The following is a 22474-nucleotide window of genomic DNA, read 5'->3' on the forward strand; positions in this document are numbered from 1 at the left end:
GTCACCCAATGCCGGGGATGAGGGAGATGAGCAGGTCGATGAGCTTGATGCCGATGAACGGGGCGATCAGGCCGCCGATTCCGTACAGGCCCAGGTTGCGGCGGAGCATCTTGTCGGCGCTGGTCGGCCGGTACCGCACGCCCTTCAGGGCGAGCGGAACCAGCGCGATGATGATCAGCGCGTTGAAGATGACGGCGGACAGGATCGCGGACTCGGGCGAGTGCAGGCCCATGACGTTGAGCTTGTCGAGACCCGGGTAGACCACCGCGAACATCGCCGGGATGATCGCGAAGTACTTCGCCACGTCGTTGGCGATGGAGAACGTGGTGAGGGCTCCGCGCGTGATCAGGAGCTGCTTGCCGATCTCCACGATCTCGATGAGTTTGGTGGGGTTGGAGTCCAGGTCCACCATGTTCCCGGCCTCCTTGGCGGCCGAGGTGCCGGTGTTCATCGCCACGCCGACGTCGGCCTGGGCGAGGGCGGGTGCGTCGTTGGTGCCGTCGCCGGTCATCGCGACGAGCTTGCCGCCCGCCTGCTCCCGCTTGATGAGGGCCATCTTGTCCTCGGGGGTGGCCTCGGCGAGGAAGTCGTCCACGCCCGCCTCCTCCGCGATGGCCTTGGCGGTCAGCGGGTTGTCGCCCGTGATCATGACGGTCTTGATGCCCATGCGGCGCAGTTCGTCGAACCGCTCGCGCATGCCCTCCTTGACCACGTCCTTGAGGTGGATGACACCCAGGACGCGGGCGCCCTTCTCGTCCTCGACGGCGACGAGCAGCGGGGTGCCGCCGGCCCCGGAGATGCGGTTGGCGAGGAGGTCGGCGTCGTCGGAGACCTGGCCGCCCTGTTCCTTGACCCAGGTGATGACCGAACCGGCAGCGCCCTTACGGGTCTTCGTGCCGTCCACGTCCACACCCGACATACGGGTCTGGGCGGTGAACGGGACCCAGGTGGCGTGGGCCAGCTCGCCCTGGTGGCGTTCGCGCAGACCGTACTTCTCCTTCGCGAGGACCACGATGGAACGGCCCTCGGGGGTCTCGTCAGCGAGGGAGGACAGCTGGGCGGCGTCGGCGAGTTCGGCCTCGGTGGTGCCCTTGACCGGCACGAACTCCGAAGCCTGGCGGTTGCCCAGGGTGATCGTGCCGGTCTTGTCGAGGAGGAGGGTGGAGACGTCGCCCGCCGCCTCGACGGCACGGCCGGACATGGCCAGGACGTTGCGCTGGACCAGGCGGTCCATGCCCGCGATGCCGATCGCGGACAGGAGCGCGCCGATGGTGGTGGGGATCAGGCAGACCAGCAGAGCCGTCAGGACGATCATCGACTGCTCGGCGCCCGCGTAGATCGCGAAGGGCTGGAGGGTGACGACGGCCAGCAGGAAGACGATCGTGAGGGACGCGAGCAGGATGTTCAGCGCGATCTCGTTCGGCGTCTTCTGCCGGGCGGCGCCCTCCACGAGAGCGATCATCCGGTCGATGAAGGTCTCGCCGGGCTTCGTCGTGATCTTGATGACGATCCGGTCGGAGAGGACCTTCGTACCGCCGGTGACGGCCGAGCGGTCGCCGCCCGACTCCCGGATGACCGGGGCGGATTCGCCGGTGATGGCGGATTCGTCGACGGACGCGACACCTTCGACGACGTCACCGTCGCCCGGGATGATGTCGCCGGCCTCGCAGACCACCAGGTCACCGATCTTGAGGTCGGTTCCCGGGACCAGCTCCTCGTCCTTGCCGACGAGGCGGCGGGCGACGGTGTCGGTCTTGGCCTTGCGCAGGGTGTCGGCCTGGGCCTTGCCGCGTCCCTCGGCCACGGCCTCGGCGAGGTTGGCGAAGATCGTGGTCAGCCACAGCCAGGCGGTGATGGCCCAGCCGAACCAGTCCGTCGGGTCCTTGATCGCGAGGACGGTGGTGACGACCGAGCCGATGAGGACCACGAACATGACCGGCGACTTGATCATGACGCGCGGGTCGAGCTTGCGCACCGCGTCCGGGAAGGACTTCAGCAGTGCCTTGGGGTCGAACAGCCCGCCGCCGACGCGGCCGGCAGCCGGCTTGTGGCCGGTGGGGACATCCTGGTGCGGAGCACGGGTCGGAGTGTCGGTGCTCATGATGCGAGCCCTTCAGCGAGCGGACCCAGCGCCAGGGCCGGGAAGTAGGTCAGACCGGTGATGATGAGGATCGTGCCGACGAGCAGGCCCGCGTAGAGCGGCTTGTCGGTGCGCAGGGTGCCCGCGGTTTCGGGGACGGGCTTCTGTTCGGCGAGCGAACCGGCCAGCGCCAGCACGAAGACCATGGGCAGGAAGCGGCCGAGCAGCATCGCGATGCCGATCGTGCTGTTGAACCACTGCGTGTCGGCGTTGAGGCCCGCGAACGCGGAGCCGTTGTTGTTGGCGCCCGAGGTGTAGGCGTAGAGGATCTCCGAAAAGCCGTGCGCGCCCGAGTTCGTCATCGAGTTCGCCGGGGTGTCCAGCGCCATGGCCGCCGCCGTGAAGCACAGGACAAGGGCCGGGGTGATGAGGATGTAGCAGGCCGCGAGCTTGATCTCGCGGGTGCTGATCTTCTTGCCGAGGTACTCGGGGGTGCGGCCGACCATCAGGCCGGCCAGGAAGACGGCGATGATCGCCATGATCAGCATGCCGTAGAGGCCGGAGCCGACACCGCCGGGCGCGATCTCGCCGAGCTGCATGCCCAGCATCGTGATGCCGCCGCCCAAGCCCGTGTAGGAGGAGTGGAAGGAGTCGACCGCGCCGGTGGAGGTGAGGGTCGTGGTGACGGCGAAGATCGAGGACGCGCCGATGCCGAATCGGGTCTCCTTGCCCTCCAGCGCTCCGCCTGCGGCCTCGAAGGCCGGGCCGTGGCCGGCAAACTCGGTCCACCACATCAGGACGATGAAGACGACCCAGATGATGCCCATCGTGGCGAGGATCGTGTAGCCCTGCTTGACGGAACCGACCATGCGGCCGAAGGTCCGGGTCAGCGAGAAGGGGATCAGCAGGATCAGGAAGATCTCGAAGAGGTTCGTGAACGGGGTGGGGTTCTCGAAGGGGTGGGCCGAGTTGGCGTTGAAGTAGCCGCCGCCGTTGGTGCCCAGTTCCTTGATGACCTCCTGCGAGGCGACCGCCCCACCGTTCCACTGCTGCTGCCCGCCGAGGAACTGGCCGACCTCGTGGATGCCGGAGAAGTTCTGGATCACGCCGCACGCGACGAGGATGACCGCGCCGATGACGGAGATGGGGAGCAGGATGCGGACGGTGCCGCGCACCAGGTCGGCCCAGAAGTTGCCGAGTTCACCGGTCCGAGAGCGTGCGAAGCCCCGTACGAGGGCCACCGCGACGGCCATGCCCACGGCAGCGGAAACGAAGTTCTGGACCGCGAGGCCGCCGGTCTGTACGACGTGGCCCATGGCCTGCTCGCCGTAGTACGACTGCCAGTTCGTGTTGGACACGAAGGAGGCGGCGGTGTTGAAGGCCTGGTCCGGGTCGATCGAGACGAAGCCGAGCGAGCCGGGCAGGCTGCCCTGGAGGCGCTGGAGGGCGTAGAGGAAGAGGACGCTCACCGCCGAGAAGGCGAGGACGCCTCGCAGGTAGGCCGGCCAGCGCATCTCGGTGGTGGGGTTGGCGCCGATGGCCTTGTAGATCCACTTCTCCGGCTTGTAGTGCTTCTCGGAGGAGTAGACGCGGGCCATGTAGTCGCCGAGGGGACGGTATGCGAGCGCGAGCGCGGCGATCAGCGCGAGCAGCTGGAGCACACCAGCGGTTTCGGGGCTCATATCGGTGCTCAGAACCTCTCCGGGTACACAAGGGCGAGGACGAGGTAACCCAGCAGGGAGACGGCCACGACGAGGCCGACGACGTTTTCGGCGGTCACAGCTTGGTCACCCCCCGGGCGATAAGAGCCACCAGCGCGAACACCGCGACCGTGGCGAAGACGAAGGCCACATCGGCCATCGTGAGCTCCTGAATGAAGTGAGAGAAAAGGAATCGGCCGGGTGGCCGGGATGAGCTAACCGCGTCCTCACCCGGGCGTTAAGACACCTTGACGCGGTCCATACGGGCGCAGCGGAACCCTTAACGCGACGCTGACGCCGGAAGCCGCGACCGGCCGCGAAGTGCGGCTTTCATCCCACGTGGGCGGACAACTGAGTGACGGCCGGCTCCCACGTCATGAGCGCGTGAAGACTGGGGCGGCGGGCGTATGGATCTCGCCAAGAGTGCTGGCGGCCTGCCCACGGCGCTCCGACGCTGTCCTCACTTTGCTCACTCGGAGGAATCGGCGACATGGCCATACCCACACGAAAGCCGACCACGACCGCACAGGGCCCTGGCACGGAGGAACCCCCTGATACGGGCGCGGCGGAGACGGGCGAGCGGCACAAACTCACCGCGCTCCAAGGCCTCGCGGCGCTGTCGCTGGATGCGATGGCGTCCGTGGCGTACGGGCCCGAGTCGATCGTGCTGGTCCTGGCCGCGGCCGGTGCGTACGGGCTGGGCTTCACGCTCCCCGTCACCCTCGCGATCGCCGCCCTGCTCGCGGTCCTGGTCGCCTCGTACCGGCAGGTCATCGCCGCGTTCCCGGACGGCGGCGGCTCGTACGCCGTGGCCAAGAAGCATCTCGGCCGACGGACCGGCCTCGTCGCCGCCGCGTCGCTGATCCTCGACTACGTCCTGAACGTCGCGGTCTCCGTCACCGCCGGTGTCGCCGCCCTGACTTCGGCCTTCCCCTCTCTCCACGGCCGGCGCCTCTGGCTCTGCCTGGCCATCCTGGTGCTCGTCACCGCTGTGAATCTGCGCGGAGTCGTCGAATCGGCCAAGGCGTTCCTCGTGCCGACCGCCGTGTTCGTGGGCTCCGTCCTCGCGATGATCGCCGTGGGCCTGTTCCGCGACGGGCCTGCCAGCACCGCCTCCGCGACCGGGCACGCCTCCGCGCTCGGTGACGGCGGTGACGGCGCAGCCACCACCGTCGGCGCACTGCTGCTGCTCAAAGCCTTCGCCGCGGGCTGTTCGGCGCTGACGGGCGTCGAGGCGGTGGCCAACGCCGTGCCGTCCTTCCGGGCACCGGCCGCCCGCCGCGCCCAGCGCACGGAGGTCGCTCTCGGCGCCCTGCTCGGCGTGATGCTGATCGGCCTGTCCCTCCTCATCGGCCGCTTCCATCTCCAGCCGGTCGAGGGCGTGACCGTACTCGCGCAGCTCGCGGACGCCTCCTTCGGGCACAACCTCGCCTTCTACGTCGTCCAGTTCGCCACCATGGTCCTGCTGGCGCTCGCCGCGAACACCTCCTTCGGCGGGCTGCCCGTCCTGATGAGCCTGCTCGCACGCGACAACTACCTGCCGCACCTCTTCGCGTTGAAGGCCGACCGCCAGGTCCACCGCCACGGCGTGCTGGCCCTGGCCGCCGTATCCGCCGCCCTGCTCGTCTTCTCCGGCGGCGACACCAACACCCTGGTGCCGCTGTTCGCGATCGGCGTCTTCGTGGGCTTCACCATCTGCCAGATCGGGATGGTCCGCCACTGGTACGGCGGGCGGCCCCGGGGCTGGCAGGCGAAAGCCGCACTCAACGGCCTCGGCGCGCTGCTCACCGGCGTCTCCGCGATCGTCGTGACCGCCACCAAGCTCACCGAGGGATCCTGGCTGATCGTCGTCGCCCTGCCGCTGCTCGTCCTCGCCTTCGGGCGCGTCCACCGCGCGTACGGACAGATCGGTGCACGCCTGGAACTGGGCCGCATTCCGCAGAGCCCCCAGCGCTCCCGTTCCCTGGTCGTGGTTCCCGTTTCCGGCCTGTCCCTCCTGACCTGCCAGGCTCTGACCGCCGCCCGCTCGCTCGGTGACGAGGTCCTCGCCGTCACCGTCACGCACCCGGGCCCCGAAGACCGTCGGGCCGCCGAAGCCCTGTGCCGGGACTGGGAGTTGTGGAGCCCCGGCGTCGAGCTGATCGAGCTGCGCCCGCAGACCCGCTCACTCGGCCGCCCGGTGTCCGGCTACGTCCGTGGGCTGGCGCGGAGGAACCCGGGCGCCCAGGTGACCGTACTCATCCCGGAGACCGAACCCGCCCGCCTGTGGCAGCGGCTGCTGCAGAACCAGCGCGGCTCCGTCGTCGCCCACGCCGTACGCCGGGACACCGACGCGGTGATCTGCCGGCTGCGCTTCCGCATCACCACCGACGTGCGTTGACGCGCGCTTGACGGCGATTTGACGAGTCCTGCGCGCCGGCATCAAGAAGATGCCAATTCCCCCTTCACTGAGGGGTGTTACCCCTGGAATGCGCAGTAGCTTCCTACCTGTTGCGCCGCCGGGGTCTCGAACACTCACATGACGGCCGAGGGGGTCCATGGTGAGTCCCCGGCGGCGCCCCCTCTCCCGTACCCGTTGCCCGCCCTGGAGGCGGGGTGCCCAACCGACTCCACTCAGAAGGTCGTTTCATGCCTCCCGCCGCCGCGCAGCACGTTCCTCCGGGTCTTGGGACCCCTCCGCGGACTCCGGTCACCCGACCCTCCCGGAAACGTCCCGGGCAGGCGAACATGCTGGAACCCGAACGGCTGGCGGCCTCGATCGGACAGGCGGTGCACAAGCTCCATCCGCGCGAACTGGTCAGGAAGCCGGTGCTGTTCGTCGTCGCGGTCGGATCCGTCCTGACCACGCTCTCCGCGCTCATCCACCCGTCCGTCTTCACCTGGGTGATCAGCGTCTGGCTCTGGCTGACGGTCCTGTTCGCCAACCTTGCGGAGGCGGTCGCCGAGGGCCGCGGCCGGGCCCAGGCGGCGTCCCTCCGCAAGGCGCGTACGGACACGGTCGCGCTGCGCCTGAAGCACTGGACGTACGGGGCGAACCTGCGCCGCGCCGAGACCGAGGTGGTCACCCCGGCCGAGCTCCAGCCCTTCGACTTCGTGCTCGTCGAAGCGGGTGAGCTGGTCCCGGCCGACGGCGATGTGGTCGACGGCGCCGCCATGGTGGACGAGTCGGCCGTCACCGGCGAATCGGCCCCCGTGCTCCGCGAGTCGGGCGGCGACCGCAGCGGAGTCACCGGCGGAACGACGGTCCTGTCCGACTCCATCGTCGTACGGGTCACCTCGCGCCCCGGCGACAGCTTTCTGGACCGGATGATCGCCCTGGTCGAGGGCGCGTCCCGGCAGAAGACGCCGAACGAGATCGCGCTGAACATCCTGCTGGCCGCACTGACCGTGGTGTTCATCCTCGTTGTGATCAGTCTCCAGCCGATGGCCGCGTACGCGGGCGCCGCCCAGTCGACCACCGTCCTGGTCGCCCTCCTCGTCACGCTCATCCCCACCACCATCGGGGCTCTGCTCTCCGCGATCGGCATCGCGGGCATGGACCGACTCGTTCAGCGCAACGTCCTCGCGATGAGCGGCCGCGCGGTCGAGGCGGCGGGTGATGTGAACACGCTGCTGCTCGACAAGACCGGCACGATCACCCTCGGCAACCGCGAGGCCGCCGCCTTCATCCCGCTCCCCGGCGTCGATCACATCAAGCTCGCGGACGCCGCACAGTTGTCCTCCCTCGCGGACGAGACCCCGGAGGGCCGGTCCGTCGTCGCTCTCGCCCAGCGGTACGGACTTGAGGCGCCGGCCGTGGCCGAGCTGAGCAACCCGCGCTTCGCGGAGTTCAGCGCCCGCACCCGGATGAGCGGCGTCAATCTGAGCTGGGACAACGGAGCCGGCTGCGCGATCCGCAAGGGGGCGGTGGCGCAGGTCTGCGACTGGGTGACGATGCGCGGCGGGACCGTACCGCCGGAGGCCGCCGCGTGGTCCGCCACCGTGTCCGAGTCCGGGGGCACGCCGCTGCTCGTAGCGGTCCACGACTGGGACGGGCCGCGGGTCCTCGGCATCGTCCACCTCAAGGACGTCGTCAAGGAGGGCATCCGCGAGCGCTTCGCCGAACTGCGCGCCATGGGCATCCGTACGGTCATGGTGACCGGCGACAACGAACTGACGGCCCGCGCCATCGCGGCCGAAGCGGGCGTCGACGAATACCTCGCCGAGGCCACCCCGGAGGACAAACTCGCACTCATCAAGCGGGAGCAGGCCGGCGGCAAGCTGGTCGCCATGACGGGCGACGGTACGAACGACGCCCCCGCCCTGGCCCAGGCGGATGTGGGCGTGGCGATGAACACCGGCACCGCGGCGGCGAAGGAGGCCGGGAACATGGTGGACCTGGACTCCAATCCCACCAAGCTCATCGACATCGTCGAGATCGGCAAGCAACTCCTCATCACGCGCGGGGCCCTGACGACCTTCTCCATCACCAACGACGTCGCGAAGTACTTCGCGATCATCCCGGCCATGTTCACGGCCGCCTACCCGGGCCTGGAGGCGCTCAACATCATGGGCCTGCACAGTCCCATGTCCGCGATCACCTCGGCGATCATCTTCAACGCCCTGATCATCGTCGCCCTCATCCCGCTCGCCCTGCACGGCGTCCGCTACCGGCCCGCCTCCGCGCACGACCTGCTGCGCCGCAATCTCGGCGTCTACGGCCTCGGCGGCCTGATCCTGCCCTTCGTCGGCATCAAGCTCATCGACCTGCTGGTCTCCACCCTCCCCGGACTCGGCGGCTGAGATCCCCGGTCCCGTTCACTGCCCGGTGAGTGTGTCCACTGCGCCACGGGCGGTCGTATCCGCGTCAAGGCGTTAAGAACGCGTCAGGATTGAACCCCTCGCGTGCAGGAATGATCGGGCTGCGTACGCTGGCTCAGCCGTCGACGTCGACGGCTGATTCTTTGCCGTACGACAGGAGCCCCCCACGATGGCCACCCCTACCCGCACGTCACGCCTGCGGCCGTGGCTGCTGGAAGGCTTGACCGACCGCCCCAAGCAGCAGTCGCACGCCGAAACCGCGCACGAGGGCGCCCCGTGGTGGCGCGTCATGTGCCTGACCGGCCTGGACTACTTCTCCACCCTCGGCTACCAGCCCGGCATCGCGGCTCTGGCGGCGGGGCTGCTGTCGCCGGTCGCGACGATCGTGCTGGTGCTGCTGACCCTGTTCGGTGCGCTGCCCGTCTACCGGCGGGTGGCCGAGGAGAGTCCGCACGGTGAGGGTTCCATCGCCATGCTGGAGCGGCTGCTGTCGTTCTGGAAGGGGAAGCTGTTCGTCCTGACGCTGCTCGGGTTCGCGGCGACGGACTTCCTGATCACCATCACTCTCTCCGCGGCCGACGCGACCGCGCACCTGGTGGAGAACCCGCACCTCACCAGCAGCCTGCACGGCCACGAGGTGCTGATCACCCTCATCCTCGTCGCCCTGCTCGGAGCTGTCTTCCTCAAGGGCTTCAGCGAGGCCATCGGCGTCGCCGTGGTCCTGGTCGTCTCGTACCTCGCCCTCAACGCGATCGTGGTCGCGGTCGGGCTGTGGCAGGTCATCACCGAACCCCACGTGGTGGCGGACTGGTCCGACGCCCTCACGGCCGAGCACGGAAACCCGTTCCTCATGGTCGCCGTGGCCCTGATGATCTTCCCCAAGCTCGCCCTCGGCATGTCCGGGTTCGAGACCGGCGTCGCCGTCATGCCGCACGTTCAGGGAGACCCCAGCGACACCCCCGACAACCCGGCCGGGCGTATCCGCGGGACCAAGAAGCTGCTGACCACGGCCGCCGTGATCATGAGCGTCTTCCTGATCTGCTCCAGCTTCATCACCACCCTCCTCATCCCGGCCGAGGAGTTCAAGTCGGGCGGCGAGGCCAACGGGCGCGCGCTCGCCTACCTCGCCCACGAACACCTGGGCTCCGCCTTCGGCACGGTCTATGACATATCCACGATCCTGATCCTGTGGTTCGCGGGCTCCTCGGCCATGGCCGGCCTGCTGAACCTGATGCCGCGCTACCTGCCCCGCTACGGCATGGCACCGCACTGGGCCCGAGCGCTGCGCCCGATGGTCATCGTCTTCACCCTGGTCGCGTTCCTGGTGACCTGGCTGTTCAACGCCGACGTGGACGCGCAGGGCGGCGCGTACGCCACCGGTGTCCTCGTCCTGATCACCTCGGCCGCCGTCGCCGTGACCATCGCCGCCCGCAAGGCCGGCGAACGCGGCTGGACGATCGGCTTCGGCGTCATTTCCGCGGTCCTCGTGTACACGACCGCCGTGAACGTCGTCGAACGCCCCGACGGCGTGAAGATCGGCGCCTGCTTCATCGCCGGCATCATGGCCCTCTCCCTCCTCTCCCGCCTCGCCCGCGTCTTCGAGCTGCGCGTCACGGACGTGGAGCTGGATGACATGGCGCAGCGGTTCATCCGCGACACCGCCAACCGCACCATCCGGTTCATCGCGAATGAGCCCGACAACCGGGACTTCGACGAGTACCGGCACAAGAAGGCGCAGATCCGCGCGGACAACGACATCCCGTCCGAGGACGACGTCATGTTCGTCGAGGTCACCGTCCTGGACGCGTCCGAGTTCGAGTCCGGGCTGCGCGTACGCGGCGAGGTGCTGCACGACCGCTACCGCGTCCTGACCCTGGAGAGCTCCAGCATCCCCAACGCCCTCGCCGCGCTCCTGCTTTACGTACGGGACGAGACGGGGCAGCGCCCCCACATCTACTTCGAGTGGACCGAGGGCAACCCGATGGCCAACTTCCTCCGCTTCTTCCTCTTCGGCCAGGGCGAGGTCGCCCCGGTCACCCGCGAAGTCCTCCGCGAGGCCGAACCCGACCGCACCCGCCGCCCCCACGTCCACGCCGGCTGAGATGAGAAGCCGACAGCCGTGATGGACGGCCGGTTGCTCAGAATCCGGTGGGCTGCCGGGGCGTGTATCCGCTTTCCAGCTCGTCCATCTCGCCGCGGTCGAGCCGCACGCCGAGGGCGGCCACCGCGTCGTCCAGGTGGGCGGGGCTGGTCGCTCCGATGACGGGTGCGGCGACAGAGGGGTTCGCGAGCACCCAGGCGAGAGCCACACGTGCCATCGGGACGGCACGTCGTACCGCGATGTGCCGGACGGCATCGACGATGGGGCGATCGACGTCGGCGAAGAACCGCTCTCCGATGGGATCGCTCGCCGAGCGGCCGGTCACCTCTCCGTAGGGACGTGCCAGGCGCCCCTTGGCGAGGGGGCACCACGGCAGACTGGAGACGCCCTGGTCGGCGAGGAGGGGGAACATCTCCCGCTCGTCCTCGCGCTGTACGAGGCTGTACTGGTTCTGCATCGATACGAACCTCGTGAGGTCCTGGCGCTCCGCGGTGTGCTGCATCGTGGCGAACTGCCAGGCCCACATCGAGGAGGCGCCGATGTAGCGGACCTTGCCGGCCGCCACCACGTCGTGGAGAGCCTCCATCGTTTCCTCGATCGGAGTCCCCGGGTCGAAACGGTGGATCTGGTAGAGGTCGATGTAGTCGGTGCCGAGGCGCGCGAGGGACGCGTCGACCTGAGTGGTGATCGCCTTGCGCGACAGTCCGGAGCCCCCGGGCCCTTGGTGCGTCGGGAGTCCCACCTTGGTGGCGATGACGACGTCCTCCCGCCGGGTGTACTTCCTCACGGCACGGCCGACGATCTCCTCCGACGTGCCGCCGCCGTAGACGTTCGCAGTGTCCCACAGGGTGATGCCCAGCTCGACGGCCCGCCGGAACAGGGGCGCCGCGGCCCGCTCGTCCAGGGCCCAGGGGTTGACGCCGTGCGCCGGGTCCGCGTATCCCATGCACCCGAGCGCGATCCGGCTGACCTGGAGGTCGGTCGTACCGAGCGTTGCGTATTCCATGTCCGCCGTCCTCATGCCGGGTAGGGCGCGGTGGCGCGTGCCGTGCGGAGGGCGCCGGCCCACCAGGCCAACTGTTCCAGCAGGGTCTTGGCGTATACGGGTGCTTGGGAATCGAGCGGGCGGCCGTCCTGCCAGGCGGTGAAGTAGTTCGGGAAGGCGAGGCCGTCTCGGATGGTCACCGCGTGCAGTTCGGTCAGCACGTTCTCCAGGTGCAGCACGGCGTGCCGGCCACCTGCGGCGCCGCCGTAGCTGACGAACGCGACGGGCTTGGCCGTCCACTGGCTGAAGTGCCAGTCGATGGCCGCCTTCAGCGAGGCCGGGTAGCTGTGGTTGTACTCCGGGGTGACCACGATGAACGCGTCCGCGCTCTCCAGTGCCGAGGTCAGCGCCGCCATTCCCGCCGGGCGGGGGTAGTCCTCGCCCGCGAACTTCGGGGATGCCGCGGGCAGTGCCAGCGGGATGTCGATCTCGGCCAGGTCGACGACCTCCACCTCGAACGCGCCGTGGGTTTCGGCCTGTTCGGCGACCCACGAGCCCACCACGGGGCCGAACCGCCCCTCGCGGACGCTTCCGACGATGACCACCAGCTTGTGCTTGTTGTTGTCCATGCCCACCACGATCGGGCAGCGCCGTGGCCGTAACCAGACCGTGCTCAGGCTGGCCCCCGCAGGGCCACCCTGAGGCACTGCCCGGGCACCGGGCCCTGTCATATCCTCAGGCCATGGGTACGCCGTTGGGAGACTTCGTCCGGGGCAAGCGGGACAGCGTCCAGCCGGAATCGCTGGGACTGCCCGAGCGCGGCCGCCGCCGGTCACCGGGCCTGCGCCGCCTGGATCTGGCCGCGCGGGCCGGTATCAGCGTCGAGTACCTGACCCGCATCGAACAGGGCCGGGACCGCAATCCCTCGGGGGCGGTGGTGAACGCGCTCGCCGACGCCCTCAGCCTCGACGCCTCCGAGCGCAATCACCTGCGATACCTCGCGAAGATCACCGGCGGTGCGTGTTCCGGCCACACCCGGCCCACGCCACCGCCGCGCACCGTGCGGCCGTCCGTCCTGGAGACGCTCCGCCTCCTGGAACCGGGGATCGCCATGGTGACGAACCGGCTGGGCGACGTCCTCGCCCACACCCCCGCGTACGAGTGGGTGACGAGCGGAACGGGCCTGCTCGACGCCGACGCCCCGAACCTCACCCGCTATGTCTTCACCGACACCCGCGCCAGGACCTTCTTCGCCGACTGGGACGACATCGCGGACGAGCGGGTGTTCGACCTGTGGCATGCGTCGGCCATCGAGAACTCCGAGTGGCTCAGCGCCGAACTGGCGCCGGTCGCGGGCCCCGATTTCACGCGGCGCATGAACCGTCACGTGGTCCCACAACGGGGAGTCCTCCGGCTCAACCACCCCTCCGGGTGCGAACTGCGGCTGAACCGGGAGAGGCTCGACCTCTCCTCGGACGCACAGGAGCTGGCCGTCTTCCTCCCCGCGGACGAGGCCACGGCCCGGGCCGTCGACCGACTCCGCCACCGGCACCACGGCGGACTCCGGGCCATCTCGTAAACGTCATGTACGCGGGCCGGCGATGCGGTTCACGACCGTCTGCAGGGCGCGGCTGCGTACGAGTTCCGTCATCTTCTCCACGTCGGGTGACATCCACCGGTCGTCCTTGAGGGGGGTGACGGTCTGGCGGATGCGGTGGTGCAGCGCGGCGGTGCCGGTACCCAGGGAGAGGCCGTGCATGTCCTTGCCGATCAGGTCGATGCCCTGGGCGTCCATCATGAGGAGTACGGCGAGGACGGTCTCGAAGCGGTCGAGGTTGTCGTGCAGGTTGCGTACGGAGGCCATGGCCATGGTGTTGTGGTCTTCCTGGCCGTCCTTCTCGGGCCGGGACAGCACTCCCGCGGGGGCGGCTCTGGTCTGCATCTCGGGGATGAGCGCGGCGGCTGTCGTCTGTGCCTGGACCATGCCGGAGTTCAGGCCGACCGGCGGGTGGGCGAGGTTGGCGGGAAGGCCGTAGCTCCACTTGTTCGACAGCAGCCGGGCGGAGAGTTCGTGGGCGAGGACGGCGACGTCGGTGGCCTGGGCGTTGAGGGTGTCCACGGCGTGGCCGATCTGGGCACCGTCCCAGTTGCCGCCCATGACGAACTCGTAACCGCCGTCCTTCTTGGGGAAGACCAGTGGATTGGACGTGGAGGCGTTGGCCTCGCGCTCGACGATCACGCGTGCTTCGCGCAGGGTCTGGACGAGGGTGGCGGCGATGTGGGGGGCGGCCCGCACGGACACGGCGTCCTGCACGCGCGGGTGGTCCTCGCCCAGCCGCTTGCGTCCCTCGTCGGTCATCCACTGGCTGCCTGCCAGCAGGGCCCGCAGCCGCGCGGCGAGGGCCTGCTGGTCGGGGATGCGCCGCTCGTCATGGGTGCGGGCGTCGAGGGAGCCCTGCTCCGCCCTGGTGGCCTCCATGAACAGGGCGAAGGCCCCTTCGAACTGCGTCTCCAGGTAGGTCGCCCGGTCGATGGCGTGGACGTAGCGGGCGGTCAGCAGGCCGCTGCCGCTGATGATGGGCAGCGCCTCGCCGGCCTGCAGCGGGAAGGACGGCTCCAGGCCGGCCCGCGCCAAGGTGGCGTACGCCGGTGCGGTGCGGCCCTGGTAGCGGGCCGGGGCCTGCTCGCCGGTGATGACCAGACCCGCGGCGGCCATCGGCTGCAGGTCACCGGTGCCCAGGGAGCCGACCTGCGGGATGACCGGTGTGACACCGGCGTTCACCAGCGACAGCATGCGCTCGACCAGGGCCGGCCGTACGCCCATGGTGGCGCGGGCCATGGCGTTCGCCCGCAGCACCAGCGCGAGGCGGGCCTCACCGTCGGAGACCGCGGGGCCGATGCCGGCGGCGTGGGAGCGCAGGATCCGGCGCTGGAACTCCTCCTGCTGGGCGGGCTCCAGCGGCTTGTCCTTCAACGGGCCCAGGGCCTGGTTCCAGCCGTAGACGCGCTGGCCGGACGCCAGGGTCCGCAGGGCACCGTCCCGGGCGCCCTGCATGCGCCGGGCCGCTCCCGGGTCCAACCGCAGCGTCACCGGCTCGCCCCGCACGATGCGCAGCATGTCCTCCATCGACAAGGAGTCGCCGTCCAGCACCACCTGGTGCGCCGGCGCGGGCCGGGGGGCGGCGACACCGGCCGACGGCACCTGTGCCCGGGGCGCCGGCGTCACCGGAGCGGCGGCAGCGGCAGCCGACGGCGCGGCGCCCAGAGCGGACAGCAGGACAACGGAGACGCACATCGCTCGAAGAGTCACGCCGGACAGATTTCATGTTTTACGTACGGCGATGCGCGGCAACACGGTCCGGTGGCACCAACTTCCCCCGCATGGCGGCTCGAAGCCCGAGTGGCGGGCCACTGGAGGCAGGACCCGCTCTCTACTCGCCCCCGCCGCGTCCTCGCGTCACCCGGGCCGCGAGCTCCTCGGGCATGCCGTCCCGGTTGGCCGGGGTGAGGTGAACGACCTCGATGTCGGCGCGCCGCTTGAGGGCGTCGGTGAACGGATCGCGGTGCGCGTGTACCGTGGCGACGACGTCGACGTCTGCGGCGAACAGCGTGATGACCGCGTCCCGGAACGCCGTGCACGTCAGTTCCATCCGACCCAGTTCGTCGATGAGCACCAGCCGCCCTGTCGCCTCCCCGCCTGCTGCCGGCCGTAGCGACGGCAGCGCCAGTCGTTCCATGACGCCCAGGTCTACGCCGTATTTCCCTACGTGCGGCGGACCAGGGAGGTCGACGTGGGCGAGCACCTCCCGCTGGCCTGCCAGGGTCTCCAGGGCGAAACCGACCCGGCTGCCGGATTGTCGGATCTCCTCCGTGGTGAAGCCGGTGGCCGCGTGGGCGGGCAGCAGCGCGGCCAGCCGGCGGAGGGCGGTCGTCTTGCCCGCGCCAGGGCGGCCCTCGATCAGGATCCTCATCGGCACACTGCCATTTTCACCCCCGCTCCCAGAGGCGGGCCGGTGGGATCGGCCGAACGGGGGGTGGCGTGCGGACCGGTGCCGGCCGGTGTCGGCGCCGCCGTTGCGGGGTGGCAGGCGCACGAAGTGTCCGCTACAACGCGTCGAACCAGTTCACCTGGCGGGTCGCGACCACGGACATCGACCTGGGCGGCGCACGCCGTGCCGGCGCACCGAGTGAGGGGCAAGCCCGGATGCGGTGCCCTATTCGTCCGCTTACGTTATGCGCGTGACCCCTCGTGCGCGGGCGTGGAGCCTGCTTCCCCTCGTGGCGCCCGCGCTGGTCATCGGGGTCGGCGCGAGCCTGCTGCTGTTCGGGGTGTCCAAGCTCGCCGATCTGCTGAAGGGCGTGCTGTGGGAGACCTTGCCGGACGCGGTCGGGCTCGGCCCGTACTCCGTGCCCTGGATCCTGATCGTGCTCACGGCGACCGGCGTCGCGGTGGGCCTGGTGGTGTGGAAGGTGCACGGCCATGCCGGGCCGGACCCGGCGACCACCGGCCTGGTCGATGCGCCGCTGCCCCTCGGGGTGCTTCCGGGCCTGTTGCTGGCGGCCGTGCTGGCGCTGGCGGGCGGGGTCAGCCTGGGCCCGGAGAACCCGATCACCGCCGCGAACATCGCGCTCGCGTACTGGCTGGGCAACCGGCTGAAGCGGGGGTCGCCGCCGGTGCTGTGGGTCATGCTGGCCGCGGCCGCGACGATCGGAGCGCTGTTCGGCACGCCGGTGGCGGCGGCCCTGGTGCTGTCGGAGTTCGTCGCGGATGCCGACCGGCCCGCCGACGGGCTGACGCTCTGGGACCGGCTGTTCGCGCCGCTGGTGGCGGCCGGGGCGGGCGGGCTGACCACGCTGCTGCTGGAGCAGCCGACGTTCGCGCTGCCGCTGCCGGACCTGGGGCGGCCCGGCTGGGGCGATCTGCTGGCAGCGCTGGTGGTCGCTTCGGTGGGCGCGGTACTGGGGATGGCGGCGGTGTACGCGTTCCCGTACACCCACCGGATCTTCTACCGGCTGCGGCACCCGGTGCTGATCGTGACGGCGGGCGGAGTGGTGCTGGGGCTGCTGGGCGCGCTGGGCGGGCAGCTGACGCTGTTCAAGGGGCTGGAGGAGACCGGCGAGCTGGTGGAGTCCGCGTCCTCGTACGGCTGGGGCGCGCTGCTGGGCATGGCGGTGGTGAAGATGGTCGCGCTGACGGTGGCCTCGACGTCGGGGTTCCGGGGCGGGCGCATCTTCCCGTCGGTGTTCGTGGGGGTGGCGCTGGGGCTTGCGGCCCACGCGCTGGTCCCGGCGGTGTCGCCGACGGTGGGGGTGACCTGCGCGGTCCTCGGCGTCGTCGTGGCCGCGACCCGGAACGGCTGGCTGAGCCTGTTCGCGGCGGCGATGCTGGCCCCGGCCTCCATCGGCCTGCTTCCGCTGCTGTGCCTGGCGGTGCTGCCGGCCTGGCTGATCTGCACGGGGCGGCCGTTGATGCAGCTGCCTCCGGTGGCGGTCGCGGGCCCCTCGGAGGCTCCTCCGAAGGCGGGTCCCCCGAAGGAGGGTCCCGTGGGGCGGACATGACAGTCCCCGGCACAATCCCACTCGGTTTCCGTGAGCCTCAGCCGTCGCCGATGGGCTCCTTCAACCGACAGGTTGTGCCGGGGGCCTGGCCAGAGCCGAGATGGGGGTCACGCGGACTTCTGGACGTCTCCAGAAGTGAGTGCGGCTCTCTCTGGTTGTCCGGTGTATTGAAGAGTTTCCTCCCTATTTCGGCCTAGTCAAGGGAGGGGATGGAGAAACTTTTGCCATGATTTGTCCGGTCTTTGTCTGATCTTCGTCTGATCGTCTTCGGTCAGGCGCGGACGAGGAGCATGCCGCCCATCGTGACCATCGTCGCGGCGACGAGGCCGTCCAGCACCCGCCAGGCCGAGGGGCGGGCGAGGAGGCCGCTGAGCAGGCGGGCGCCGTAGCCCAGGGAGCCGAACCAGGTCAGGCTGGCCAGGGCGGCGCCCGCGCCGAAGGCCCAGCGCAGGTCGCCGCGGTCGGCGGCCAGGGAGCCGAGCAGCAGCACGGTGTCCAGGTAGACGTGCGGGTTCAGCCAGGTCATGGCCAGGCAGGTCAGCACCGCCCGGCGCCCGGAGCCGGGGGAGGCGCCCTCCGCGGTGAGGGCCGCGCCGGGGGTGGGGCGCAGCACCCGCCGCGCCGCGAGCACTCCGTAGCCGATCAGGAAGGCGCCCCCGGCGATGCCGACGGCGGTCAGGGCGGCCGGCCAGGCGGTGACGACGGCGCCGACGCCGGCGACGCCGAGCACGATGAGAGCCGCGTCCGACAGGGCGCAGATGGCGACCACGGCGAGAACGGCGTGGCGGCGCGCGCCCTGCCGGAGGACGAAGGCGTTCTGCGCGCCGATGGCGACGATGAGGGAGAGCCCGGTGCCGAAGCCGGCCAGGGCGGCCGTGGTGATGCCGTGTGTCATACGTCCGACCGTAGGTACCGGCGCACCGACAGTACAGCTAAAGATTTTTACGTAGCATTAGCACTCGTGATGAATGAGCTCCCTCTGGACCAGGTACGGACCCTGCTCGCTGTGGTGGACGAGGGCACGTTCGACGCGGCCGCCGCCGCCCTGCACGTCACGCCGTCCGCCATCAGCCAGCGGGTCAAGGCGCTGGAGCAGCGCACCGGACGGGTGCTGCTGATGCGGAGCAAGCCGGTGCGGGCGACCGAATCCGGCGAGGTGGTGATCCGGTTCGCGCGCCAGCTGGCCCGGCTGGAGCGCGACGCGCGGGCCGAGCTGGGGATGGGGGCGGCCGAGGGCATGGGGCCGGTGCGGCTGCCGATCGCGGTGAACGCGGACTCCCTGGCCACCTGGTTCCTTCCGGCGCTGACCCGGGTGCCGCAGGATCCGCCGGTCTGCTTCGAACTGCACCGCGAGGACGAGTCCCATACGACGGCGCTGCTGCGGGAGGGGCAGGTGATGGCGGCGGTCACCTCCTCGCCGGACCCGGTGGCGGGGTGCACCGTACGGGGGCTGGGACTGGCTCGTTACCTGCCGGTCGCGAGCCCCGGCTTCGCCGCCCGCCACCTGACGGGCGCGCCGGCGCGGGACCTCCGGGAGGCGCCGGTGATCGTGTTCGACCGCCGGGACGACCTCCAGGACGCGTTCGTCCGGTCGCTGGCGGGGCCGGACGCGGCGGCGTCGCCGGCGCGCCACCACGTGCCCACCTCGGAGGGCTTCCGCGACGCGGTGGCCGCCGGACTGGGGTGGGGGCTGGTGCCGGAGACGCAGGCCGGGCCGCTGGTGCGGTCGGGGGAGCTGGTGCTGCTGGAGCCGCGGCGGCCGTTGGACGTGCCGCTGTACTGGCAGCAGTGGAAGCTGGATTCCCCGGCGCTGTCGCAGGTGGCCGCGGTGATCGCGGAGGTCGCGGCGGAGGAGCTGCGGCCGGCCCGCTGACAGGCCCGCGGGCCGAGCGCCCCCCGGCCTACAGCTTGCGGAAGTCCCACGACACGACCGACTCCGGGGTGAGGCGGATCCAGGCGTGCCGCCCGTCGTGGGGCATCTCCTCGATGCCGAAGTTCTTGACGGGGAAGATCCGCTCGGCCTCCGCCAGCTCCGGGCACGGCTCGCCCGTGCGGGGGGCCTCGCCCACGAACACGGCGCTCCCGGACAGCTCGACCCCGCGCAGCTCGTCGTAGGACTCACCCGCGTCCACGACCACCGAGATACGGGGGTCCTCGCGCAGGTCGGCCCAGCGGCGGCTGCGTGTGATCGAGTACAGCCACAGCGAGCCGCCGTCCCAGGCGAACCACAGCGCGCCCACGTGCGGGCGGCCGTCCGGCGAGACCGTCGCCACCCGGCAGGTGCGCTGTTCCCGCAGGAACGCGTCCACCTCCTCCTCGGTCATCATGATGCGGCGGCCCCGCCGCTGGGTCCCGTCCGTCCGTCCGGCACTGTCCATCCGGCCCGCTCCCTCCCCTTCACATCTGACTATGTGTCAGGAATCATGAGGGCTCTTCGGCCGCCACGCCAGGGGGAGACATGCCGGAACTCGATCCCGCCACCACCGCGCTGCTCACCGTCGAGTGCCAGAACGGCGTCGTCGGCGACGAGAGCGCCCTTCCCGAACTGGCCGAGGAGGCCAGGGACTCCGGGATGCTGGGACGGGTGGCCGCGCTGGTCGACGCCGCGCACGCGGCCGGCGTACAGGTGCTGCACGCGGTCGCCGAGCGGCGGCCGGACGGACTCGGAGCCAACACCAACGCGCGGCTGTTCCGGGCCGCCGGCAGACTCCCGGTGCGCCAGCTCTCCGGGAGCCGGGCGGTCGAGGTCGCGGCCCCCATCGAGGTGGCCGAGCGGGACCTGGTCGTACGGCGGCTGCACGGGCTGTCCCCGATGGCCGGAACCGATCTGGACCCGCTGCTGCGGAACCTCGGCATCCGCTCCCTCGTCGTCACCGGGGTCTCCTCGAACATCGCGATCCCGAACACGGTCTTCGACGCCGTGAACCTCGGCTACCGGGTCGTCGTCCCCTCGGACGCCATCAGCGGGGTGCCGGCCTCGTACACGGCCGAGGTGATCCGCAACTCCCTCGCGCTGGTCGCGTCCATCACCACCGCCGAAGCGCTGATCGACGAGTGGTCCGCACCACGCTGAAAAAACCTTGGATCATGGCGCGCGGCGGCCGGTTAGCCTGGGGAAATGCTCACAGAAGTGATCGCGACCCGTTACGTCACGCCCTTGCGTGAGGGCGGCTCGCTGCCGGGGATCGTCGAGGCCGACGATCTCGGCACATACGTCATGAAGTTCACCGGAGCCGGCCAGGGGCGCAAGACCCTCGTCGCGGAGGTCATCTGCGGCCGCCTGGCCCAGCGGCTGGGGCTGCGGGTGCCGCGGCTCGTGCAGATGCAGCTCGACCCCGTCATCGGGCTCGGCGAGCCCGACCAGGAGGTCCAGGAGCTGCTCAAGGCCAGCGGCGGGCTGAACCTCGGGATGGACTACCTGCCCGGCTCGATCGGCTTCGATCCGCTGGCCTATGAGGTGGACCCCGCCGAGGCGGGGCGCGTGGTCTGGTTCGACGCCCTGATCAACAACGTGGACCGGTCCTGGCGCAATCCGAACATGCTGGTCTGGCACGGGGACCTCTGGCTCATCGACCACGGGGCCACCATGATCTGGCACCACAACTGGCCCACCGCCGAAACCGCGGCCGCCAAGCCCTACAACGCCTCCGACCACGTGCTGGCCCCGGTCGGCCCCGACATCGCGAAGGCCGCCGCCGAGCTCGCCCCGCTCGTGACGAGGGAGCTGCTCACCGAGGTCACCGCCGAAGTCCCGGACGAGTGGCTGGTCGACGAGCCCGGGTTCGACTCCACCGACGCGCTGCGCCACGCCTATGTCGAGGCCCTGGTGCCACGCGCGGCCACGATCCACGAGAGGATCACGATGGAGGCCGAGGTGAAGGCCCGGTCCGGGCCCCCGGGCTGGCTCGCCGAACGCCTCGCCCCCAAGCCCCACCTGAAGAAGAGCGACAGCGAGTGACCAAGCGGGACGTGTTCGAGTACGCGCTGGTGCGTGTGGTGCCCCGGATGGAGCGCGGCGAGTGTTTCAATGCCGGCGTGATCGTCTACTGCCGGGCCCGGTCCTACGTGGCCGCGCGCACCCACCTCGACGAGGCCAAGCTCCTCGCCCTGGACCCCGAGGCCGACGTGGCCGGGGTACGGGCGGCCCTGCGCGCGGTCGAGGGGCTGTGCGCGGGCGGCGAGAGCGCCGGCCAGGCGGCCGGCGACGACCCGGGCCGCCGGTTCCGCTGGCTGATCGCCCCGCGCAGCACCGTGGTGCAGCCGGGCCCCGTGCACACCGGGCTGACGGCCGACCCCGAGGCCGAGGTGGAGCGGCTGCTCGACCTGCTGGTGCGCTGATCGCCGTACTGCGCGGAGCCCTGGGACCCGGTGCCGTTGACACCGGGTGCCAGGGCTCCTAGCGTCTCCTCAGCTGAAGCTACTAAGCGGTTGCTCACCTATCGGGCGCCGCTGTTCAGGATTCCAAGGGCGAGGAGATCCAGCATGTCCACCACCGAGCAGCGCGTCGCGATCGTGACCGGGGCGGCCCGGGGCATCGGCGCGGCCACCGCCGTACGCCTGGCCGCCGAAGGCCGCGCCGTCGCCGTACTCGACCTCGACGAGGCGGCCTGCAAGGACACCGTGGAGGCGATCACGGCGGCCGGCGGCACGGCCCTGGCGGTCGGCTGCGACGTCTCCGACGCCGCCCAGGTCGAGGCGGCCGTCGAGCGCGTCGCGAGCACGCTCGGCGCCCCGACCATCCTGGTCAACAACGCGGGTGTGCTGCGCGACAACCTCCTCTTCAAGATGAGCGAGAGTGACTGGGACACCGTCATGAACGTGCACCTGCGCGGCGCGTTCCTGATGTCGAGGGCGTGTCAGAAGTACATGGTGGAGGCCAAGTTCGGCCGCATCGTCAACCTCTCCAGCAGCTCGGCGCTGGGCAACCGCGGCCAGCTGAACTACTCCGCCGCCAAGGCGGGGCTCCAGGGCTTCACCAAGACCCTGGCCATCGAGCTCGGCAAGTTCGGCGTCACCGCCAACGCCGTCGCCCCCGGCTTCATCGCCACCGAGATGACCGCCCAGACGGCCGCCCGCGTCGGGATGGGCTTCGAGGACTTCAAGGCCGCCGCCGCCACCCAGATCCCGGTCCAGCGCGTCGGCGCCCCGGACGACATCGCCAACGCCATCGCCTTCTTCACGGGCGAGGCCGCCGGCTTCGTCTCCGGCCAGGTCATGTACGTGGCCGGCGGCCCGCTCAACTGACGAGT

At 70.4% G+C, this 22474-nt stretch carries 19 protein-coding genes; 10 read left to right on the forward strand and 9 right to left on the reverse strand.

Annotated elements, in window-relative coordinates; translation table 11 throughout:
• Position 1: 1 nt before the first annotated feature.
• From kdpB (MTF65_RS00515) to kdpF, 3 genes are read right to left on the reverse strand one after another with little or no spacing between them, the layout of a single operon-like run.
• Positions 2–2101, reverse strand: coding sequence for a potassium-transporting ATPase subunit KdpB (gene kdpB / locus MTF65_RS00515; protein WP_243626130.1), 2100 nt, complete (start codon positions 2099–2101; stop codon positions 2–4).
• Positions 2098–3762: a potassium-transporting ATPase subunit KdpA gene (gene kdpA, locus MTF65_RS00520; RefSeq protein ID WP_243626131.1), complete on the reverse strand. Its 1665-nt coding sequence runs from the start codon at positions 3760–3762 to the stop codon at positions 2098–2100. Before kdpA ends, kdpB (MTF65_RS00515) begins: the two co-directional genes overlap by 4 nt.
• A gap of 8 nt (positions 3763–3770) precedes the next feature.
• The gene (gene kdpF / locus MTF65_RS00525) at positions 3771–3860 is read right to left on the reverse strand and encodes a K(+)-transporting ATPase subunit F (RefSeq protein ID WP_215149616.1); all 90 of its coding nucleotides are present in this window, start codon (positions 3858–3860) and stop codon (positions 3771–3773) included.
• Positions 3861–4270: 410 nt separating this feature from the next.
• Here kdpF and MTF65_RS00530 point away from each other — a divergent pair, with 410 nt between their 5' ends.
• From MTF65_RS00530 to MTF65_RS00540, 3 genes are all read left to right on the forward strand, one after another.
• On the forward strand, positions 4271–6160 hold the full coding sequence (locus MTF65_RS00530; protein ID WP_243626133.1) for an APC family permease: 1890 nt from the start codon (positions 4271–4273) through the stop codon (positions 6158–6160).
• A gap of 248 nt (positions 6161–6408) precedes the next feature.
• Entirely contained in the window at positions 6409–8562 is a 2154-nt protein-coding gene (gene kdpB / locus MTF65_RS00535; RefSeq protein WP_243626135.1) for a potassium-transporting ATPase subunit KdpB, read from the forward strand.
• Between the two features lie 187 nt (positions 8563–8749).
• Positions 8750–10681 carry an APC family permease gene (locus tag MTF65_RS00540; RefSeq protein WP_243626136.1) on the forward strand — a complete coding sequence of 644 codons (1932 nt, stop codon included), beginning with the start codon at positions 8750–8752 and terminating at the stop codon, positions 10679–10681.
• A gap of 37 nt (positions 10682–10718) precedes the next feature.
• Here MTF65_RS00540 and MTF65_RS00545 read toward each other — a convergent pair whose 3' ends face one another.
• Both MTF65_RS00545 and MTF65_RS00550 read right to left on the reverse strand, forming a co-directional pair.
• Positions 10719–11687: an aldo/keto reductase gene (locus MTF65_RS00545; RefSeq protein ID WP_243626138.1), complete on the reverse strand. Its 969-nt coding sequence runs from the start codon at positions 11685–11687 to the stop codon at positions 10719–10721.
• 11 nt (positions 11688–11698) lie between these two features.
• Positions 11699–12295 carry an NADPH-dependent FMN reductase gene (locus MTF65_RS00550; protein WP_243626139.1) on the reverse strand — a complete coding sequence of 199 codons (597 nt, stop codon included), beginning with the start codon at positions 12293–12295 and terminating at the stop codon, positions 11699–11701.
• Between the two features lie 113 nt (positions 12296–12408).
• On the opposite strand from MTF65_RS00550, the gene MTF65_RS00555 reads away from it, so the two are divergent.
• Positions 12409–13245: a helix-turn-helix domain-containing protein gene (locus MTF65_RS00555; protein WP_243626141.1), complete on the forward strand. Its 837-nt coding sequence runs from the start codon at positions 12409–12411 to the stop codon at positions 13243–13245.
• Positions 13246–13248: 3 nt separating this feature from the next.
• On the opposite strand, the gene hutH is transcribed toward MTF65_RS00555, so the two are convergent.
• Positions 13249–14976 carry a histidine ammonia-lyase gene (gene hutH, locus MTF65_RS00560; RefSeq protein WP_243626143.1) on the reverse strand — a complete coding sequence of 576 codons (1728 nt, stop codon included), beginning with the start codon at positions 14974–14976 and terminating at the stop codon, positions 13249–13251.
• 121 nt (positions 14977–15097) lie between these two features.
• Positions 15098–15637, reverse strand: a complete 540-nt coding sequence (locus MTF65_RS00565) for a nucleoside-triphosphatase (protein WP_243627242.1) — start codon at positions 15635–15637, stop codon at positions 15098–15100.
• Between the two features lie 262 nt (positions 15638–15899).
• Between MTF65_RS00565 and MTF65_RS00570 the strand changes: the two genes are divergently transcribed.
• Positions 15900–17225, forward strand: coding sequence for an ion channel protein (locus tag MTF65_RS00570; protein ID WP_374207127.1), 1326 nt, complete (start codon positions 15900–15902; stop codon positions 17223–17225).
• A gap of 271 nt (positions 17226–17496) precedes the next feature.
• On the opposite strand, the gene MTF65_RS00575 is transcribed toward MTF65_RS00570, so the two are convergent.
• A complete protein-coding gene (locus MTF65_RS00575) occupies positions 17497–18120 on the reverse strand; it encodes a LysE/ArgO family amino acid transporter (RefSeq protein WP_243626146.1) in 624 nt (207 codons plus the stop codon).
• 69 nt (positions 18121–18189) lie between these two features.
• Between MTF65_RS00575 and MTF65_RS00580 the strand changes: the two genes are divergently transcribed.
• On the forward strand, positions 18190–19098 hold the full coding sequence (locus tag MTF65_RS00580) for a LysR family transcriptional regulator ArgP (RefSeq protein ID WP_243626148.1): 909 nt from the start codon (positions 18190–18192) through the stop codon (positions 19096–19098).
• A 28-nt stretch (positions 19099–19126) separates the two neighbouring features.
• Here the strand turns inward: MTF65_RS00580 and MTF65_RS00585 are convergent, their stop codons facing one another.
• Complete coding sequence (locus tag MTF65_RS00585) at positions 19127–19603, reverse strand: pyridoxamine 5'-phosphate oxidase family protein (protein WP_243626150.1); 477 nt, start codon at positions 19601–19603, stop codon at positions 19127–19129.
• Positions 19604–19683: 80 nt separating this feature from the next.
• On the opposite strand from MTF65_RS00585, the gene MTF65_RS00590 reads away from it, so the two are divergent.
• The 4 genes from MTF65_RS00590 (at position 19684) to fabG (ending at position 22469) form a co-directional block, all read left to right on the forward strand.
• Complete coding sequence (locus tag MTF65_RS00590) at positions 19684–20298, forward strand: cysteine hydrolase (RefSeq protein ID WP_243626151.1); 615 nt, start codon at positions 19684–19686, stop codon at positions 20296–20298.
• A 45-nt stretch (positions 20299–20343) separates the two neighbouring features.
• Positions 20344–21183 (forward strand): HipA family kinase, encoded by an 840-nt coding sequence (locus tag MTF65_RS00595; protein ID WP_243626152.1) that lies wholly within the window; start codon positions 20344–20346, stop codon positions 21181–21183.
• Positions 21180–21563: a DUF3037 domain-containing protein gene (locus tag MTF65_RS00600; RefSeq protein WP_243626154.1), complete on the forward strand. Its 384-nt coding sequence runs from the start codon at positions 21180–21182 to the stop codon at positions 21561–21563. The genes MTF65_RS00595 and MTF65_RS00600 overlap by 4 nt, the downstream gene beginning before the upstream one ends.
• A 144-nt stretch (positions 21564–21707) precedes the next feature.
• The gene (gene fabG / locus MTF65_RS00605) at positions 21708–22469 is read left to right on the forward strand and encodes a 3-oxoacyl-ACP reductase FabG (protein WP_243626155.1); all 762 of its coding nucleotides are present in this window, start codon (positions 21708–21710) and stop codon (positions 22467–22469) included.
• Positions 22470–22474 lie beyond the last annotated feature (5 nt).

This window comes from Streptomyces sp. APSN-46.1 (assembly GCF_022815725.1).
GTDB lineage: Bacteria > Actinomycetota > Actinomycetes > Streptomycetales > Streptomycetaceae > Streptomyces.

Bases quoted from the DNA above. Each gene is read 5' to 3' on its own strand.
- MTF65_RS00540 (WP_243626136.1), top strand. From the start codon at position 8,750: ATGGCCACCCCTACCCGCACGTCACGCCTGCGGCCGTGGCTGCTGGAA.
- kdpA (WP_243626131.1), bottom strand. From the start codon at position 3,762: ATGAGCCCCGAAACCGCTGGTGTGCTCCAGCTGCTCGCGCTGATCGCC.
- MTF65_RS00550 (WP_243626139.1), bottom strand. From the start codon at position 12,295: ATGGACAACAACAAGCACAAGCTGGTGGTCATCGTCGGAAGCGTCCGC.
- MTF65_RS00585 (WP_243626150.1), bottom strand. From the start codon at position 19,603: ATGGACAGTGCCGGACGGACGGACGGGACCCAGCGGCGGGGCCGCCGC.
- MTF65_RS00590 (WP_243626151.1), top strand. From the start codon at position 19,684: ATGCCGGAACTCGATCCCGCCACCACCGCGCTGCTCACCGTCGAGTGC.
- MTF65_RS00570 (WP_374207127.1), top strand. From the start codon at position 15,900: ATGCGCGTGACCCCTCGTGCGCGGGCGTGGAGCCTGCTTCCCCTCGTG.
- fabG (WP_243626155.1), top strand. From the start codon at position 21,708: ATGTCCACCACCGAGCAGCGCGTCGCGATCGTGACCGGGGCGGCCCGG.
- MTF65_RS00575 (WP_243626146.1), bottom strand. From the start codon at position 18,120: ATGACACACGGCATCACCACGGCCGCCCTGGCCGGCTTCGGCACCGGG.
- MTF65_RS00595 (WP_243626152.1), top strand. From the start codon at position 20,344: ATGCTCACAGAAGTGATCGCGACCCGTTACGTCACGCCCTTGCGTGAG.
- MTF65_RS00530 (WP_243626133.1), top strand. From the start codon at position 4,271: ATGGCCATACCCACACGAAAGCCGACCACGACCGCACAGGGCCCTGGC.
- kdpB (WP_243626130.1), bottom strand. From the start codon at position 2,101: ATGAGCACCGACACTCCGACCCGTGCTCCGCACCAGGATGTCCCCACC.
- MTF65_RS00545 (WP_243626138.1), bottom strand. From the start codon at position 11,687: ATGGAATACGCAACGCTCGGTACGACCGACCTCCAGGTCAGCCGGATC.
- MTF65_RS00565 (WP_243627242.1), bottom strand. From the start codon at position 15,637: ATGAGGATCCTGATCGAGGGCCGCCCTGGCGCGGGCAAGACGACCGCC.
- MTF65_RS00555 (WP_243626141.1), top strand. From the start codon at position 12,409: ATGGGTACGCCGTTGGGAGACTTCGTCCGGGGCAAGCGGGACAGCGTC.
- MTF65_RS00580 (WP_243626148.1), top strand. From the start codon at position 18,190: ATGAATGAGCTCCCTCTGGACCAGGTACGGACCCTGCTCGCTGTGGTG.
- kdpB (WP_243626135.1), top strand. From the start codon at position 6,409: ATGCCTCCCGCCGCCGCGCAGCACGTTCCTCCGGGTCTTGGGACCCCT.